This is a genomic window from Deferribacterota bacterium (genome assembly GCA_034189185.1).
Classification (GTDB): Bacteria; Chrysiogenota; Deferribacteres; order Deferribacterales; family UBA228; genus UBA228.
Genome location: JAXHVM010000025.1, coordinates 1 through 17303, shown reverse-complemented (window position 1 = coordinate 17303; position 17303 = coordinate 1). Strand labels below are relative to the sequence as shown.

At 31.8% G+C, this 17303-nt stretch carries 19 protein-coding genes and 1 tRNA gene; 6 read left to right on the top strand and 14 right to left on the bottom strand.

Going from position 1 to position 17303, the window contains the following annotated elements; all coding sequences use genetic code 11:
* Positions 1–2 precede the first annotated feature (2 nt).
* The 12 genes from SVN78_03240 to SVN78_03185 form a co-directional block, all read right to left on the bottom strand.
* Positions 3–75: transfer RNA gene (locus SVN78_03240), tRNA-Asn, on the bottom strand.
* 83 nt (positions 76–158) lie between these two features.
* The gene (locus SVN78_03235; GenBank protein ID MDY6820620.1) at positions 159–1097 is read right to left on the bottom strand and encodes an MBL fold metallo-hydrolase; all 939 of its coding nucleotides are present in this window, start codon (positions 1095–1097) and stop codon (positions 159–161) included.
* Positions 1078–1875, bottom strand: coding sequence for an RnfABCDGE type electron transport complex subunit B (locus SVN78_03230; protein MDY6820619.1), 798 nt, complete (start codon positions 1873–1875; stop codon positions 1078–1080). The genes SVN78_03235 and SVN78_03230 overlap by 20 nt, the downstream gene beginning before the upstream one ends.
* Positions 1876–1879: 4 nt before the next feature.
* Positions 1880–2458, bottom strand: a complete 579-nt coding sequence (rsxA, locus tag SVN78_03225) for an electron transport complex subunit RsxA (protein MDY6820618.1) — start codon at positions 2456–2458, stop codon at positions 1880–1882.
* Positions 2451–3053, bottom strand: coding sequence for an electron transport complex subunit E (locus SVN78_03220; protein ID MDY6820617.1), 603 nt, complete (start codon positions 3051–3053; stop codon positions 2451–2453). The genes rsxA and SVN78_03220 overlap by 8 nt, the downstream gene beginning before the upstream one ends.
* Positions 3046–3603, bottom strand: a complete 558-nt coding sequence (locus SVN78_03215; GenBank protein ID MDY6820616.1) for an RnfABCDGE type electron transport complex subunit G — start codon at positions 3601–3603, stop codon at positions 3046–3048. Before SVN78_03215 ends, SVN78_03220 begins: the two co-directional genes overlap by 8 nt.
* On the bottom strand, positions 3596–4588 hold the full coding sequence (locus tag SVN78_03210; protein MDY6820615.1) for an RnfABCDGE type electron transport complex subunit D: 993 nt from the start codon (positions 4586–4588) through the stop codon (positions 3596–3598). The genes SVN78_03215 and SVN78_03210 overlap by 8 nt, the downstream gene beginning before the upstream one ends.
* A complete protein-coding gene (gene rsxC, locus SVN78_03205) occupies positions 4575–5885 on the bottom strand; it encodes an electron transport complex subunit RsxC (protein ID MDY6820614.1) in 1311 nt (436 codons plus the stop codon). Before rsxC ends, SVN78_03210 begins: the two co-directional genes overlap by 14 nt.
* Positions 5872–6363, bottom strand: coding sequence for a cytidine/deoxycytidylate deaminase family protein (locus SVN78_03200; protein ID MDY6820613.1), 492 nt, complete (start codon positions 6361–6363; stop codon positions 5872–5874). The genes rsxC and SVN78_03200 overlap by 14 nt, the downstream gene beginning before the upstream one ends.
* Complete coding sequence (gene glyA / locus SVN78_03195; GenBank protein ID MDY6820612.1) at positions 6324–7589, bottom strand: serine hydroxymethyltransferase; 1266 nt, start codon at positions 7587–7589, stop codon at positions 6324–6326. The genes SVN78_03200 and glyA overlap by 40 nt, the downstream gene beginning before the upstream one ends.
* Positions 7589–8065, bottom strand: coding sequence for a ribose 5-phosphate isomerase B (rpiB, locus tag SVN78_03190; protein MDY6820611.1), 477 nt, complete (start codon positions 8063–8065; stop codon positions 7589–7591). Before rpiB ends, glyA begins: the two co-directional genes overlap by 1 nt.
* Before the next feature lie 3 nt (positions 8066–8068).
* Positions 8069–9082 carry a tetratricopeptide repeat protein gene (locus SVN78_03185; GenBank protein MDY6820610.1) on the bottom strand — a complete coding sequence of 338 codons (1014 nt, stop codon included), beginning with the start codon at positions 9080–9082 and terminating at the stop codon, positions 8069–8071.
* 130 nt (positions 9083–9212) lie between these two features.
* Between SVN78_03185 and SVN78_03180 the strand changes: the two genes are divergently transcribed.
* The 4 genes from SVN78_03180 (at position 9213) to SVN78_03165 (ending at position 13804) form a co-directional block, all read left to right on the top strand.
* Positions 9213–10526, top strand: a complete 1314-nt coding sequence (locus SVN78_03180) for a hypothetical protein (GenBank protein ID MDY6820609.1) — start codon at positions 9213–9215, stop codon at positions 10524–10526.
* Positions 10507–11511, top strand: a complete 1005-nt coding sequence (locus SVN78_03175; protein ID MDY6820608.1) for a lysylphosphatidylglycerol synthase domain-containing protein — start codon at positions 10507–10509, stop codon at positions 11509–11511. The genes SVN78_03180 and SVN78_03175 overlap by 20 nt, the downstream gene beginning before the upstream one ends.
* Before the next feature lie 38 nt (positions 11512–11549).
* Positions 11550–12872, top strand: a complete 1323-nt coding sequence (locus tag SVN78_03170; GenBank protein ID MDY6820607.1) for a hypothetical protein — start codon at positions 11550–11552, stop codon at positions 12870–12872.
* A gap of 74 nt (positions 12873–12946) precedes the next feature.
* The gene (locus SVN78_03165; GenBank protein ID MDY6820606.1) at positions 12947–13804 is read left to right on the top strand and encodes a hypothetical protein; all 858 of its coding nucleotides are present in this window, start codon (positions 12947–12949) and stop codon (positions 13802–13804) included.
* A 31-nt stretch (positions 13805–13835) separates the two neighbouring features.
* Here SVN78_03165 and rpsT read toward each other — a convergent pair whose 3' ends face one another.
* Entirely contained in the window at positions 13836–14114 is a 279-nt protein-coding gene (gene rpsT / locus SVN78_03160) for a 30S ribosomal protein S20 (GenBank protein MDY6820605.1), read from the bottom strand.
* Positions 14115–14263: 149 nt separating this feature from the next.
* Here rpsT and SVN78_03155 point away from each other — a divergent pair, with 149 nt between their 5' ends.
* Together SVN78_03155 and SVN78_03150 are read left to right on the top strand one after the other, a co-directional pair.
* On the top strand, positions 14264–15751 hold the full coding sequence (locus tag SVN78_03155) for a sodium-dependent transporter (protein ID MDY6820604.1): 1488 nt from the start codon (positions 14264–14266) through the stop codon (positions 15749–15751).
* Complete coding sequence (locus SVN78_03150) at positions 15748–15840, top strand: MetS family NSS transporter small subunit (GenBank protein MDY6820603.1); 93 nt, start codon at positions 15748–15750, stop codon at positions 15838–15840. The genes SVN78_03155 and SVN78_03150 overlap by 4 nt, the downstream gene beginning before the upstream one ends.
* Before the next feature lie 27 nt (positions 15841–15867).
* On the opposite strand, the gene SVN78_03145 is transcribed toward SVN78_03150, so the two are convergent.
* On the bottom strand, positions 15868–17303 hold a 1436-nt coding region (locus tag SVN78_03145), incomplete at its 5' end, for a hypothetical protein (GenBank protein ID MDY6820602.1).

Below are 17303 nucleotides of genomic sequence, written 5' to 3'. Positions count from 1 at the left end.
AACTCCCCGGGACGGACTCGAACCGCCAACCTAGTGGTTAACAGCCACCCGCTCTGCCGATTGAGCTACCGGGGAAACTTTTATGAGATACTATAGCTAAAAATTATAAATTGTCAATATGATAAACAATAAAATATATTTTAATGCATAGATAGATTTCAATTTATAGCTTTCTCATATATATCACTAACTCTATCATCAAAAAGCCCTAAATATGTTAATGCATCTTTTAATTTTTTTGGTTCCTTTAAAAAGTCTTTAAAGAAAAAGATCTCACCAGCTTTTAAAAATTTAACATGGATATTATCGTTCTTAACAACGTAATCTATAATTTTTTCTGGATGCCAATCCCTTATAATATCTTTTATCTTTATAATACGCGTTAGAAATTTTTCAATATAAAACAAAATAGTTTTATTAACGCTTGTAATATAATCGTGATGTCCAGGCATCACTAAATAATTTATTAATTTCTCCATCTTATAAAGGGATGTACAAAATGCCAAATAATTATTATATCTAATATCTGGATTTTTATAGTCAATATCAATTAGGGGTGTTTGAAATGTATCCCTTAGCAATGCATCTCCTGTAAATGCAAACCTATCAATCAGATAAATTACATCACTCTGAGAATGATAGGGTGTCTTAATATAATCAACACCAAGATTGTATATTATATTACCTCTTTCTAATATACTATAATTTCTTGGAATTGGTATGCTATCCCTTAAAAGCTTTAGCATGCTAACGACTTGTTTTGTAAAAGAATCTGTAAACCCCAAATTATCCAGTAATTTTTCTAAATAATTCGCCCACTGACCTCTATTTTCCAATAGAAAAGCATTGTTTTCTGAGATATATATTGTAGCATCAGAATTATTAGATATAAAAGAAACCATACCTGCGTGATCAATATGAATATGTGTCAAAAGGACGTAATCAAGTTTCAATAAATCTATATATTTAAGGTAAATCTCTTTTGCCTCATCAGTTGGGGGGCCTGTATCAATAAGGATATTTTTACCTTCAAATTTGAGATAATAAAAGTGCACTGCACCAACATAATATCCAGTCTCAGCTGAGAACTTTATCATATGTCACCACAGACTTAGTTGGGCATACTTCATAACACTTGCCGCAATTATTGCATTTTTCTTGTAAAATAGTTGCCAGGTTATTTTCTAAAATAATGGCTTTTTCAGGGCATTCTTTAACACAGCGACCGCAGCCAATGCAACCAACGGAACAAACCTTTCTAACAAAGGCCCCTTTATCATTAGAATTGCAAGCTATAAAATATTTTTTATCAATTCCAACTAACTCAATTAAATTTCTTGGGCAGGCCTTCACACATAAACCACAAGCAGTACATTTTTTCTCATCAACTATTGGTAGCCCTGATAAACCTATATGAATAGCATCAAATGTGCACGCTCTAACGCAGTCCCCTCTACCTAAACAACCATAGGAACACATCTTGTCCCCTTTAGCCAATAAATCCTGGGTTTTGCAGCTTTCTGGACCTATATAATCATACTTACTTTTACATTTATCATAATCACCTCCACACTTTACCCTAGCAACCTTAGGTGATTCACTTACAAACTCAACGCCTAATAATTTAGATATCTCTTTTGCAAGCTCATTGCCACCCACAGGACATGCACTTGGTGGTTCATCACCTTTTACTATAGCCTCAGCTAGCTGTCTACAACCAGGATAACCGCAACCACCACAATTTAACCCTGGCAGTAAGTTTTCTACGCTCTCAATAAGGGGAGATGTTTCAACATAGAACTTCTTTGATGATATATATAATAATAAAGCCCCTAAAAAACCACAAGATGATAAGGCAACAATAGCTCCTAACATAAGACTACCTAACTAAACCTGAAAATCCCATAAATGCAAGAGATAAAATACCAGCAATAATAAATGCAATGGGTGCTCCTCTAAAATGTAGTGGGACATCAGAATAATTAACACGCTCCCTAATACCAGCAAAAATAACTAAGGCAAATCCAAATCCAGTTGAAGAGCCAAGGGTAAAAACTAACATCTCTAAAAATGAGTACTCATTTTGAATATTCAACAATACAGCACCTAAGATTGCACAATTTGTGGTTATCAAAGGTAAATATATACCTAAAGCATTGTAGAGCACTGGAGATACTTTCCTTATAGCCATTTCAACAAATTGAACTAGTGTTGCAATAACCAATATAAATATAATAATCCTAAGATAGGTTAAATCTAATGGAATGAGTATTGTATAATTTATAATCCAGGTGATAATGCCTGCTATTGTCATAACAAAAATAACTGCAAGGCTCATTCCAAGTGAAGTATCAATACTTTTAGATACACCAAAATAGGGACATATTCCCAAAAATCTGGCTAAAACAAAATTATTCACTAAGGATGCACTAATAAATATTAATATTAAATCAGTCATTTTTAGCTCTCCCTGTGCTGTTTACTAAATTTATAAAAAAAATTATAAATCCTAGTGCTAAAAATGCACCAGGGGGTAGAATCATTACAATAGCAGGATCAATACTACTAAAAAGTTTAAAACCAAAAATGGTACCACTTCCTAAAAATTCTCTAACAAATCCTAAAACAGCTAATGCCAGTGCAAATCCACACCCTATGCCAAAAGCATCTATTATAGAATCAAAAACACTATTTTTTGATGCAAAGGCCTCTTGCCTGCCAAGTATCATACAATTCACAACTATTAATGGAATAAATATCCCTAACGTTTTGTGCATATCATGCACATAGGCATTCATTGTCAAATCAACAATTGTTACAAAACTAGCTATTATAACAATAAATACGGGTATTCTAACTGATTTTGGTATTACCCCTTTTATAGATGAGATTATAATACTAGAACATACTAACACAAACGTTGAAGCCGCAGCCATATATAAACCATTTACAATAGTTGTAGATACAGCCAAAACTGGACACATGCCAAGAATCTGTTTGAATACTACATTATTTTCCCAAAATCCCGTTGAAAATATCTTCGACCTATTCATCTTTTATTACCTCTTTGGTCAAAAAATTTACGGCATAATCTACAGCCTCACATACTGCCCTAGGGCTAATAGTTGCACCAGCAAATGAATCAATAATCCCTCCATCTTTTTTCACAGCAATCTTATCTTTAATACTTAGTCCTTTAAAAGAATCTTTAAATTCTTTTTTTGTAATTTTATTGCCTAAACCAGGAGTCTCAGAATGCCTTAAAATCTCTATACCTGTAATCTTGCCACTTGTATCTACACCAACTAGAACAACAATATCGCCACCATAGCCTTTTTTCGAAATAGATCTCATTGCATAGGCTATTATTTTATTATCTTTTTTTGCAAGATATACTGTATTGCCATTAATCTCAACAAAATCTCTATCAGGTTCATTATCATAGGCTGGCAAAACTTTTTTTAAAGCAGCCAAAAATTCTTCTCTATACGCCTTTTGTATATCCTCCCTTGTTAGAGTATACACAAAAGACACAAGTAGGGCTGAAACAAAGGTGACAACTGTCAGCACAATCAACATTTTATATTCTTTTAATCTACTCATTTATCTGTCCAAAAGTTGGTTCTTTTAAGTAATAATCGATTAAAGGAACAAAGGCATTCATTATTAATATTGCAAAGGAAACGCCCTCAGGATAACCACCAAATAGCCTTATTACTGCGGTAACTATACCACACCCAAATCCAAATATTAACTGCCCCCTTGCACTTATTGGGCTCGTTACTAAATCAGTTGCCATAAAAAATGCACCTAATATTAACCCACCTGTAAACAAATGTGTAACAGGATCCAATGTTTTATCAGGGTTTAATAGCCAATAGGGGACTATAATCAGCAAGAAAGATACTATATAGGATATAGGGATGTGCCATGTAATAACCTTTTTATAAAATAGAAATATTGCACCAATTAAGAGCATCAAAGCAGACATCTCTCCCATTGAACCAGCTATATTGCCAGTAAAAATATCAAAAAAACTAGGCATATGCTCTGTAATAATTTTTCCATGGGTTAACACTTCTGTTTTTACTTGCCCTAAAGGTGTGGCGACACTCTCTGCATCATAAAATAAGCCCTTTAATATTGAAGATGGTTCAACCCAATTTGTCATTTGGAATGGCCAAGATATTAGTAAGAAAACACGCGCCACCAATACTGGATTAAAGACATTATGGCCCAACCCCCCAAAAACCATTTTACCTATAACTATCGCTATAAAACTACCAATTAATATTAACCACCAATCTGCCGAAGGCGGCAAATTCATAGCAAGTAAAAGTGCTGTAACAAGGGCACTATTATCTGAGAGGGTAGAACTTCTTTTCCTTAATCTTTGAAATATATACTCGAAAAAGAGTGTAAATACTATAGATAAAACATATACTTTGATAGCATAATAACCATAGAAAAATATAGAAGTAAAAACTGCAGGAAGGAGTGCAATAATAACATAGAGCATAATTTTACTAACATCACACTCATCCCTTAAATGAGGCGAGAAAGTAACAATAAATTTATTTTCTTGCATTTCTATCCTTCAAATATTTATTAAGACTTACCTTTCCAGTTTTAAAATTTGCAACTAATTGTCTCCTTGCAGGACATATATAGGCACAGCAACCACACTCAATACAATTAAATAAATGTAGATCCTTTAGCCTCTCATATTGTTCTGCTATAATACATTGTTCCATTAAAAGTGGTTTTAAATCCATTGGGCAGACCCTCACACATTTGCCACACCTAATACAATTAGTGATCTTCTTATCAACGACTTCGCTCTTATTTTGCACAATTATTCCACTTGTAGCTTTATTTACTGGTGTCTCCAGCGAAAACACTGATAAGCCCATCATTGGCCCACCCATAATAATTTTGCCAGCATCCCCTATAAAACCACCACAAGCATCAATCAATGCCTTAATGGGTGTGCCAAGCCTAACTATAAGGTTTTTTGGCTCTTTTACGGCACCAGTAACTGTTACAGTTCTCTCTATTAATGGTTTTTTCAAATAATAAGCCTCATAAACAGCATTTACTGTGGCAACATTGTCGACTACCACTCCAATATCAAGCGGTAGTCCACCTTCAGGGACAACCCTATCTAAAACAGACTTAATTAATTGTTTTTCACCACCTTGTGGATATTTACTCTCTAATACAGCTAATTGGAAACCATATTTTTGTTCTAAATTTTTAAATATCTCGATTGCTTTCTTTTTATTATCTTCTATAGCAACAAAAAAATTTTCAGCTTTGAGCAGATCCTTTATTAATAAAGCACCTTTAATTATATTCTCACTTTTTTCAACAAGCAATCTATAATCACCTGTTAAATAGGGTTCACACTCAGCTCCGTTGACTATAAAGGTATCAATCTTTTTAGGCGGCGATAGCTTAACATGGGTTGGAAAGGTTGCACCACCTAAACCCACAATCCCTGCATCTTTTATTAGCTCCGTTAATTTATCGCTACTTCCCAAAGGCTCTAAATCATCATCAGCTGAAGTAACATTAATCTTGATAGAGGGAACATATCCAAATAAAGGATGTTCTGCAACATCTATCGATTTAACTACACCCTTTACTGGAGAATGGATATTGGCACTAATAAAAGCACTAGATTCAGCAATAAGTTGACCCTTTTTTACCTCGCTACCTTTTTTGATAACTGGTTTTGCTGGGGCTCCTAAATGCTGGCTTAGAGGTATATTTAAAATATCCCCTTCTTTTAATGAGAGATATTCTAAAGGCTTATTTTCAGTTTTTTCTTTATAGTGTGGGACATTTATCCCTTTATTTTTATAGCTTTTACAAAGTATCATCTCTTGAAAACCTGGCTAATTCAATATCAGTTTCAGCAAGCAATTCATCGGCTAGTTTATCATTATAATGTTCTTCATATACAATTCTTTTTATACCAGCGTTTATAATCATCTTGGTACATATTGAACAGGGCTTGCAGTTTGTATATATTGTAGAACCCTTTAGCGATGTTCCGTAGTTTGCTGCTTGTATTATAGCATTTTGCTCAGCATGCAAGCCTCTACATAATTCATGCCTTTCGCCTGATGGAACGTTCAGTCTTTCTCTCAAACAACCAGTAACATCACAATGGGTAATACCTCTTGGAACACCATTATAACCAGTTGCCACAATATGATTATCTAAAGCAATCACAGCACCCACCTGTCTTCTAAGACATGTAGAACGCTTTTTTACAATATTTACAATCTCTATAAAATATTCATCCCAGGTGGGTCTTAAAATAATATCCCCTTGTATATAGGAAATTTTTTGCATAGCTCTTTAATCTCCCCTCTAACTTCGTCATAAACATTGTCATTACCAATATTTTTAAGCACCTTATTAATTAAACTCGCCACAACTGACATTTCCTTCTCTTTCATTCCACGTGTTGTTAGGGCAGCAGTACCTAGTCTTAAACCACTAGTTATAAAAGGGCTCTTGTCCTCAAAGGGCACAGTATTTTTATTTGCTGTAATAGCAGCCTTTTCAAGGGCATTTTCAGCATCTTTACCAGTTAAATCTTTGTTTCTTAAATCAATAAGCATTAAATGATTATCAGTTCCATTTGTAACCAATTTATACCCAGCCTCAATAAGTCCATTTGCAAGAGCCTTTGAGTTTAGCACAATCTGCTTCTGATAATCCTTAAACTTATCACTTAAAGCCTCTTTAAGTGCAACAGCTTTTCCAGCAATAATATGCATTAAAGGCCCACCTTGAATCCCTGGAAAGATCGTAGAATTAATTTTTTTCGCATACTTTTCTTTACATAAAATCATTCCGCCTCTTGAGCCTCTCAATGTCTTATGTGTTGTAGTCGTTACAAAATCTGCATATTCTACAGGGGAAGGATGAAGCCCTGCAGCAACCAAGCCTGCAATATGTGCCATATCAACCATAAGCATTGCACTGACTTTATCAGCTATATCTCTAAATTTTTTAAAATCAATTATCCTTGGATAAGCACTTGCTCCTGCAACAATCATTTTTGGCTTATGTTTTTCTGCAAGTCTTTCAAGTTCCTCATAATCTATCATTTCTGTATCTTTATTCACACCATAGGAGATAACATTAAAAAGTTTCCCAGAAAAGCTCGCCGAACTACCATGGGTAAGATGTCCTCCATGGGATAAATCCATACCAAATATAGTATCTCCAGGTTTTAAAACGGAAAAATACACTGCCATATTAGCTTGACTCCCTGAGTGAGGCTGAACATTCACATGTTCAGCTTTAAACAATTCTTTCGCACGCTCAATAGCTAATCTCTCAACAATATCAACATACTTACATCCACCATAATATCTCTTCCCTGGATAACCCTCAGCATATTTATTCGTTAAAACTGATCCTCCAGCTGCAAGAACAGCTTTACTTACAAAGTTTTCACTTGCAATAAGTTCTAAAGTATACTCTTGCCTCTCTAATTCACCCTTAATTGCATCAAAAACCTCTTCATCAATAGCCTGTATATCTGATAATGTATTTAATGTATCCATTAAGCAAACCTCCCTAGATAATTTTTCCAATAGTTTATAGATATTTCATCAATTTGATCTATCCTCCTTTTGTGTCTACCTCCCTCAAAAGCAGTATTTAGAAAAGTCTCTACAATAGATATAGCAATCCCTTCGCCTAATATCCTCTCGCCAAGACATAAAATATTAGCATTATTATGGGATCTACTCATTTTAGCAGAATAGGGATCACTACAATTAACTGCTCTTATACCCGGAAATCTATTTGCAGCCATATCCATACCTATTCCAGTACCACAGATTAAAATCCCATAATCTAACTTTTCTTTATAAAATTCTTCAATAAGTTTATATGCATATTCTGGGTAATCTACAGAACAATTATTACAAGCACCTAGGTCCGTCACTGTATAATCTCTTCCATACAAAAATTTTTTAATTTTATCTTTTAAATTTACACCTGCGTGATCTGAAGCTATTACTATATTTTTGCACATTTTTCAATAACTATCCTTTTCCAAAAGTATTTTAAACTCACTAGTATACTTATCTAATAGCTCATCTAACACTCTTTCTATATCAGATTCTGCTACACTCAGAACCTTTTTATGCCATCTCTTAACTGTGCTTCGTGAAATTCTATTAACACTTGTTATGAGTTTCATAATATATTTCTGTTCACCCGTTATTTCTGATATAATGTATTCACATAAGAGTGCTGCAAGCTTATAATTTCTAAAAATAATATTTTTCTCATCAAATAGAAGTAAGATTTTAACAGCTGCCTCAATTTCAAACCTAAAATAACCTCTTATTGTCATAGTGGTAATCATAAATTTCAACGCTTTGCCATAAGAATAAACAGGGCATCTAATATTTCTTAATTCCTTAAAATATAGGTCCTTCATGTTTATATTTAAATTATCAACTATCTCATAAAGATCATAAAATGTTTCAACAACAGCCTCATCGCTGGGGAATTTTGTGTAAGCTGTAAGGATTGTTTTTTTTGCTAAATCTATATTTCCTGTATATAAATAACTTAATGAAAGCTCAATATAATTTTTTGGTTCTAAATCATTTTTTTCAATGAGTCTTTTATATATTGATAGGGCCTCATCATTTTGGCCTAACAAAACCTTACACCATGCATATTGCCTATATACCTCATTGTTTATTGTGCCTCTTTTTAAATTCCTAAGGATATATTTTTTTGCCCCTCTTACCTCATACTCCTCAATTAAAAGATTAGATATCTCTTGCAGCGTGTCCTTATTATAAGGATTTTTCTCTAAGGACATGTTGAAGTATCTCTTAGCACCTCGGTAAAGGCCTCTTTGATAATTTATCTCTCCCAAGTAATATAAAAGCTGTGACTCAATAATATTATTATTAACCTTATTTTTTATAGATTTCTTTGTTATCTTCTCAGCTTTTTCGATCAAACCTGTAGATAAGAGGTTATTAATCCTCTTTAATATTAAATATTCTACTTTTTTCTGCTTTTCAATCATTGGCTATAGAATAGCATTAATTAATTATTTTTCAAATAAAAAATTGGCTTTATATATTTTTTATAATATATTGTCTATTGACTTTAGACTTATGATTAGAAAAATAATAGAAATTAAATAGACTAAGATTATGACAAAGAAAATTAATATCTTTATAGATGGCCCATTACTTCTTAAGCATGCACTGCAAACGCATATTGAACCAAGATTGCCACTCAAAACTTTAAATAAATTATCAGAGAAAAGATTAATAAAAACCATAAAAAATGCATATAGAAATGTACCATTTTATAGGGAATATTATGACAAACATAATGTAAATATAGATGATATAAAAGATAAAGGAGATATAAAAAAATTACCCTTTCTATATAAAGAACATATTAGAAAATATTTCCCAGAAAAGCTTGTTAAAAAAGGTGTTAATTTAAATAATTGCATTATATCCGGCACAACTGGTTCTACTGGAAAATCTGTTAACTTTGCATATAGTAAAAATACTTTCTTCTTCTATCTTTGCACATCTCTTAGGGTTTACACCATGATAGGCTATAAACCGTGGTATAAGATGGCTTTTATCAAATATACCCCAATACAAACTATTAAATTTCCAATACTACCCCTTTTTAGAACCTATCACATCCCTTCCATCGCAAAAATAACAGAGCAAATGAATTTATTAAGAGAAATAAAACCTGACTTATTAGCAGGTTATGCCTCTATTATATATGAGATGGCCTGCAAGTTAACAAAGGAAGATAAAGAAAAGCTTAATATAAAAATTATATCGCTAAATTCAGAACTATCAACAAAAGAAGAAAGAGATTTTATAAGTAGTGCTTTTAATTGCCCTGTTTATGACGAATATTCAACTGAGGAAACATGGATGGTTGCTTCAGAATGTAAAAAACATAACTATCATATCTTTTCTGATAACCTTTTTGTTGAATTTATAGATAACAACGGGGAAGATGTTCCCCCTGGTCAGACAGGAGAAATTATCCTAACAACACTAAGAAGCTCTGTAATGCCCTTTATTAGATATAGAATTGGTGATTTAGGTTCATACTCTACAAAAAAGTGCTCTTGTAAAAGAAATTTTCCCATATTAGAGACATTTGAAGGCAGGTCAGATGATGCCTTTATACTGCCTTCAGGATATATGGTTTCACCACTAAAGTTATTAAATACATTTACAAAGTTTATAAAAAGTGATCCAACATTAATGAATGAATTTAAATTTGTTCAAGAAAGCCTATCAAGTGCAACTATATACTTAGTACCAGGTAAGGATTACAACGAGAATCGCTTTAATGAATTAATAGATCAACTAAATAAAATTTTAGATAATCAAATTAACATTAATGTTAAATTAGCCGATACTATACCAGATAATAATGTAAAAAGAAAAGCTATTGAATCACTTGTTAAACAGAATCATTAATTCTTCAAGCAAGCTATTAGATAATAAAAATATAACAATATTGTCTCAAGTTATCTCATGGACTATTGGACTTATAATTGCAGTTTTTCTCTTTCTGCAAGTTGATATAAATATCATAAAAGAAGCCTTTTATAAGGCTTATATAATTCCATTTATAATTATTATCTGCTCATTTGTTCTCTTTTGGCTTTTTTTTGAAACTTATAATCTCTACTTACTTATTAAATATTATGGTTATAAAACGCTATATAAAGATATTTTGATATTAAGATCAGCCACATATCTGCTCATGCTAATAAACTACAATCTAGGAATAGGTGGCATACTTTTGGGCTTATCAATCAAACATAAAATTAACATAGCTAACTCTACCTCAATAGTTGCACTATATTCATTAACAGATATATTAAGCCTATCAGCTCTAACACTTATCTCAACAGCATTTATATGTTGTTATACCCAAAAAAAAGTCTACATCATCCTTTTAATAATTTCATTTTTATTAGTTTTACTGTTATTATTTTTATACTTTATTTTTCATAATAGTAAATTATCAAAACAGTTCAAAAATAGGATAGCCAAAAAAATTATATCATTTATAAGTGATGAATTATCTAAATTAAAGAAAACTGATTTATTAAAAATTATTTTATTAAGAATGACCTATTTTTTAACATTTATTATATTTTTTCACTTTACTTTACCATTATTTCATATACATATCCCATTTATTTGGCTTGCTGCCTTAGTTCCTCCAATATTCTTTATAGGAAACCTTCCAATAACCCCTGCTGGAATTGGAACTATACAAGCTGCAATGCTTTTCTTTTTTAAATCTTTCGGTCAATATGAGGATATTTTGCTATTTTCCATTTGTTATACAACATTTCTACTTTTAACAAGGTTGTTACTTGGTCTATTTAGCATATTATTTATTGATCGAAGTAGCCAACCTCTTAAAAAATATGTTGACCAAAAAAATTAATATAAATATATTAATTTAAAATAAAAGGAGGGTAATAAATGTTAAGATACCTAACTATATTAGTTTTTATAATTGCAAGTTTTTTTTCTATCACATATAGTTGTGATGTTGCAGTTGTTTCATCAATTGCCGCAAAAGATGGCAAGCCTATAATTTGGAAGAATAGGGATGATCCAGCAGGTGTTTTCTTTGGTGTTAGAAGACACGAAGCTAATAATCCAGAAGTGGGTAGCTACATCTGCATAGAGGAGAGATTGTACCCAGATTTAACAACTATATGTTCAGCTGGTGTAAATGAAGCTGGTTTTGCAATAGCAAATACAAATGCCTATACAGGTTCACTTGTAAAAGAGCTAGTAAGTATTGATGTCCCACTTATGGAAAAAGCTCTTAGCAATTGTAAAACAGTTGAATGCTTTGAAACTCTATTGATTAATGCACATAATCATGAAGATAAATTTTATGTGACCAGTTCTAACTTTGTAGTAATTGATGCTTATGGAGGTGCAGTCCACTATGAGGCCTATGCCGATATGCGCGAACCTGTAGAATTTATAAAACACGATGCAAATATAGTCAATTTTTCAAATAAAACTAATCATATAGATTTACATGAAATCTATGATAGCACTAGCGAAAAAAGGACAAAAAGAGGGGCAGAATTGTTAACTGAATACTATAACAAAGATGAGCTTACACCAAAAACAATGATGCAAATAGTCGCAAAGGATGTTTGCAATGATGAGGATAACGAACAAGACCTAGAAAACTTTGATACAACATTTTGTATAAGCAGGGCCTATACTAGATTTAGTACCGTAATAGAAGGTGTGACCCCAAATGAAGACCCAAAATATACTACAATGTGGGTTAATGTTGGAGAGCCTTCTGCTGGTGTATATGTGCCTATTTATCCAGCTGCACATTATATACCTGAAGCAGTAAACGCAAATCTAATGGGGGGAGCGCCCCTTAATGTGGAGATAATAAATAAAGAGCTTGAATTATATGAAAACAATGGTGGTGTTTTTAGATATCTTGAAGTTCTTCCATCTATAAGAGATATGACAATAAATAAGATTAAATTATATGATTTACAGGATTCACTTACATTCCCTTTAGAAGATACACTTATTGAGGCAGACAGAGAAATAAAACAGGCTATAAAAAATGGAGAAGTTAACTATGACACAGAAGAAGTGTTAAAAACTTTTTCAAAGGATGCTTCAAATTATGCATATGATGTATATTCTGGAAAAAGTGAGCTACCAAGCAGGAGTAATTTATATACCTTTCAAATGTGGTTAAGACTAGTTTTTAACAACTCAACCTCATTAATTGATACAATTTTAGGCAGATAAATAATTAGCATAACTGTTGTTATGCTTGAGTTTTTACATATAACATTTTATTTTATTAAATAAAAGGGTTAATGATGGAGGAGAAAATAATCAACTCAAAAGAAAGCATGTTAAATATAGATCCCTCTGTTTTAAAAGATCACCTATTATTAAAAAAAAATAAATATAACTATTACGCAGTTGATCTAACAAAGATTAAGTTTACCAAAAACCACCCTATTGTATTAGGATGTAAAGCTGTTGAAGATTCTACATGGGAGCCCCAAGAAGATTTTTTTGAATATTTATGTAAAGAAGATATTTTAATATTTATGACATATAAAAATGAAATTATAGCTTTTTTGTTAGGTGCTGCTTGGAGCGAGGATATTTATGGTATGTTTGCAATTGACGAGATAATGGTTAAACCTTCCTTCCAGGGCAGAAAATTGTCTAAGAAGCTAACCCTCTTATTTATATATATTGTTACTTATTGTTATTCAAGAAGCCCTAAGCTAAAACAGATAGTTGGCTTTGGAACAAGTTGTAACCCTAAGACTATGTTATTATACTATAATAAAAGGTTTTTACTTCTTGAAACAAACTTTAAACCAAAGGAAACATTAACTAAAATAGCATGGCACTATGTAAAAAGATTTAATTTTACACCTCTAATAAAAGACTCACCCTTTTTCTTAAAAGGTTTATATGCAGGCTCACATAAAAAATTAGAACCTATTAAGAAAAAGCGTTTTATATTAAAGTACGCACCTAAAGACTTTGATTATATTAACCGTGGGGATTGCATGTTGTTAACAGGTAGACACTACTTAAAACTTGGAATATTAATAGCAACTGTAGGCTCACTCTTCTATTTTGGACCAGAAATACTAAAGAAAAAAAACCCAGGTTGGAAATACTGGAAATCTGAAAACAAGCCATTACAAAAATAATCACTTATAACTATATTGCTTGTTTACATTCTTATTTTTGTTCATTTAAAACTGCTGATAATTTTTTAGCTAGTTTAGATTTTTCTCTTGCCGCCTTATTTTTATGAATTATACCCTTTGACATTGTCTTATCTATTACTTGTTGTGTTTCTCTAAATTTATCTTGAATATTTTCTAGATTGTTTTCTTCACTAACTAATTTATTAAACTTCTTTATATAGGTTTTAAGCCTAGTTTTATAATGCCTATTTCTAAGTCTTCTTTTTTGGTTTTGTCTAAGCCTTTTTTTAGCAGAAAGTGTATTTGCCATAATTATCACCTCTTATTACAGTCGTATTTTGATAACAAAATTAAATATTAATGTCAAGATAAAATAATCAAGATAAAATATTATTGATAAATTAAATATAAACAAAAAATTATGTTGACATATTATAAATGGATATTTATAAAAATATTATGAAAACTGATGAATGGAAGTCTAGATATGGCTTTTTACTTGCTGCTATTGGTTCATCAGTTGGTTTGGGAAATATCTGGAGGTTCCCCTATATTGCCTATGAAAATGGTGGGGGTGTATTTTTAATCATCTATTTTTTCGCTCTCTTAACAGCAGGCATCCCTATATTAATATTAGAGTTTTCATTAGGCCATAAATTTAAAGGATCAGCACCCTTAACATTTGCTAGAATTAATAAAAAATTGGAATGGTTGGGCTGGTGGCAAGTCCTCATCAGCTTAATAATTTCAATATATTATTCTGCAGTTATTGCATGGGCTATTGCTTATTTCGTATTCTCTTTTGATTTACAGTGGGGAGTTAATACTATTGATTTTTTTCTACATGATTTTCTTGGTATAACTGAATCTCCACTTACTTTAGGTAGTCTAAGGATTAATGTCTTGTTTTCTATATTTATTGTATGGCTTATAACCTATTTTATCCTAAATAGTGGTATAAAAAAGGGGATCGAGGTTGCCAATAAGTTTTTAATGCCCCTACTTTTTGTAACTATGATTATTATAATGTTTAGGAGCATATTCTTACCTGGTTCATATATTGGCCTTAATTTTCTTTTTACCCCCGATTTTTCAAAGATTTTAGATGTTAGTGCATGGGTTGATGCCTATGGTCAGGTATTCTTTTCGCTATCAGTGGCATTTGCAATTATGATAACATACTCAAGTTATTTGCCAAAAAAATCAGACATAATTAATAATGCCTTTATAACTGGTTTCATGGATGCTTGTTTTGCACTCATTTCTGCTATAGCAATCTTTTCAATTGTTGGTTTTATGACATACAATGCTGGTGGAGAAGTACCAAAAAATTTACAAGGAGTGTTTCTGGCATTTGCAACAATACCTAAGGCAATTAATCAAATGCCCTTTATGCCTTCATTAATAGGTGCTCTCTTTTTTCTAACTGTTATATCAGCTGGAATTACCTCTGAAATATCTATAACTGAAGCTGTTGTCTCTTCTATTATAAACAAATTACACAGACCTAGAAAAGAAATTGTACTTATTTATTGCATTTTTGGCTTTATTGTAAGTATATTATTTGCAACAGGGGGTGGTCTATTTATATTAGATATTGTCGATCACTTTGTAAACAACTACGGTATTGTTTGTACAGGCCTAGTTGAGGTTGCTGCTCTAAGCTGGTTCTTTGATTTAAACATACTAAAAGATCATGCAAATAATATCTCTGATTTTAAAATCAACAATATATGGAATATTTTAATTAAATTTGTAACCCCAATTATATTATTATGCATTTTAACATTAAATATATACAAAGATATAAGGATCCCCTATGGTGGTTACAGCGTAAAAGCTCTTACCTATCTGGGTTGGTCAACGGCATTATTAATTTTTATTTTGTCATTTTTAATATCAAAAATTAAGTGGTATGATAAAGAAATACTTAAAGGGCTAAAATGAACACATCTGCATTAATAATGATGATTATATCACTTGTTATTGCCTTTGGTGGGGCAATCTATTTTATATTAAAAGCTTTAAGAAAATAAAGTGCAAAATTTTAAAATCTTGACCACCTAATTATCTAAATCGATATAGAGCTTACCACTTCTTTCTATTTTAGCTCTACTTGGATAATCCCCACTTAAATATAGATACATTTGAAAATCATACTCAAAACTTTGATGATGATATCCTTTAAAGATTTCTTCTATTGTATCACCATCTATAACATCAAAATCAACTATCTTCTCTACTGGTGTATTAGAATACCATTCAAATAAATCTGGGCTTCTTAAATATGCATAATTTTGTCCATATTTTTCAGTAACATCATATACAAAGGGTGGAATAACAGGGGCATTATCAACAGGCTCATATTCAACCTTAACATAATTTACCCTAAAACCATAGGCAGGCCAGCCTTCTGAAAATAGCTGCAGAATATTAAGAGGAATTGAATTTGAAGGGTTTTCAAAATAATCAGACAACCCACTAGTTATGCTCGATAGAATCAGATTTATACGCCTCATAGGCAACCTATTTGCGACATCTTCTAAACCACAAAAAAGGTAATCATACAAACCAGGGTTATCATTTTGAGCGCATAATGTTTCTATATTAGTAAGCTCACAATCTCCGCCTGAGTTATTACTATCAGAACAGCTTGCCTGTGAAAAAGAAACTATAGGTTCTATAAGAATATTTCTAATATTTTGGATGCCACTATCCTCAGGATTTAAAACCCAATCTTCAATAATATTCTCTAGTGCCTCATATAACATCTCTTCTACTTTTTTATATGTTATCTTTAGTGTAACTACGCTCTTATGCCCCCCTGTTTCATCTCTATAGGCCTCTACCCTATCAGGGTTTATATCACTTACCTCGGCAGTCATAGGACCACCAAAATTTATACCATTTGCAGTGCAATAAAAGGGCCTACAATCACTATCACAACCTATTATATTGTAAGGAACCTTGAAAAAACATAGCTTCTTATTGACTCCTGTCCTAAACTCAAAAATATCAAAATTAGAATCTAATATATATTTATAAGGATCATCCCCCCACTTCAATAGCTCTAAATACTCATATCCAGGACTTGGGATATCTTTAAAATTCACGCTATAATTAGCTGTTTCTAAAGGTTCAACTAAACCTCCAAAAGTAGGTAGATTTTTAGAATCTATGCTAGGTGTAGTCTTATTATCAAGAACTAAAAAATTCATAACACCAGGCTCAATCAATAGTTCTGACATTTCAAGGGTTTCATTATTATTTAAACCAATCCCTGCCACATCTCTTTTTTCAACTGAATCAAAGACTATATTAAATTTAAACTCAGTAGGGCCACATTCTATCAGGCTTTGTCCAGAACTACTTGTTGTTTCACCTTTTTTTTCATATAAATAATAATCAGTGGTATAGTTATCATAATAACCAACAACGGATACTGTATCTAAATCAATAAAACCTCTATTAAATTCACTCTCATTATCTGATGCAAATA

Bases quoted from the DNA above. Each gene is read 5' to 3' on its own strand.
- SVN78_03235 (MDY6820620.1), bottom strand. From the start codon at position 1,097: ATGATAAAGTTCTCAGCTGAGACTGGATATTATGTTGGTGCAGTGCAC.
- SVN78_03230 (MDY6820619.1), bottom strand. From the start codon at position 1,875: ATGTTAGGAGCTATTGTTGCCTTATCATCTTGTGGTTTTTTAGGGGCT.
- rsxA (MDY6820618.1), bottom strand. From the start codon at position 2,458: ATGACTGATTTAATATTAATATTTATTAGTGCATCCTTAGTGAATAAT.
- SVN78_03220 (MDY6820617.1), bottom strand. From the start codon at position 3,053: ATGAATAGGTCGAAGATATTTTCAACGGGATTTTGGGAAAATAATGTA.
- SVN78_03215 (MDY6820616.1), bottom strand. From the start codon at position 3,603: ATGAGTAGATTAAAAGAATATAAAATGTTGATTGTGCTGACAGTTGTC.
- SVN78_03210 (MDY6820615.1), bottom strand. From the start codon at position 4,588: ATGCAAGAAAATAAATTTATTGTTACTTTCTCGCCTCATTTAAGGGAT.
- rsxC (MDY6820614.1), bottom strand. From the start codon at position 5,885: ATGATACTTTGTAAAAGCTATAAAAATAAAGGGATAAATGTCCCACAC.
- SVN78_03200 (MDY6820613.1), bottom strand. From the start codon at position 6,363: ATGCAAAAAATTTCCTATATACAAGGGGATATTATTTTAAGACCCACC.
- glyA (MDY6820612.1), bottom strand. From the start codon at position 7,589: ATGGATACATTAAATACATTATCAGATATACAGGCTATTGATGAAGAG.
- rpiB (MDY6820611.1), bottom strand. From the start codon at position 8,065: ATGTGCAAAAATATAGTAATAGCTTCAGATCACGCAGGTGTAAATTTA.
- SVN78_03185 (MDY6820610.1), bottom strand. From the start codon at position 9,082: ATGATTGAAAAGCAGAAAAAAGTAGAATATTTAATATTAAAGAGGATT.
- SVN78_03180 (MDY6820609.1), top strand. From the start codon at position 9,213: ATGACAAAGAAAATTAATATCTTTATAGATGGCCCATTACTTCTTAAG.
- SVN78_03170 (MDY6820607.1), top strand. From the start codon at position 11,550: ATGTTAAGATACCTAACTATATTAGTTTTTATAATTGCAAGTTTTTTT.
- SVN78_03165 (MDY6820606.1), top strand. From the start codon at position 12,947: ATGGAGGAGAAAATAATCAACTCAAAAGAAAGCATGTTAAATATAGAT.
- rpsT (MDY6820605.1), bottom strand. From the start codon at position 14,114: ATGGCAAATACACTTTCTGCTAAAAAAAGGCTTAGACAAAACCAAAAA.
- SVN78_03155 (MDY6820604.1), top strand. From the start codon at position 14,264: ATGAAAACTGATGAATGGAAGTCTAGATATGGCTTTTTACTTGCTGCT.
- SVN78_03150 (MDY6820603.1), top strand. From the start codon at position 15,748: ATGAACACATCTGCATTAATAATGATGATTATATCACTTGTTATTGCC.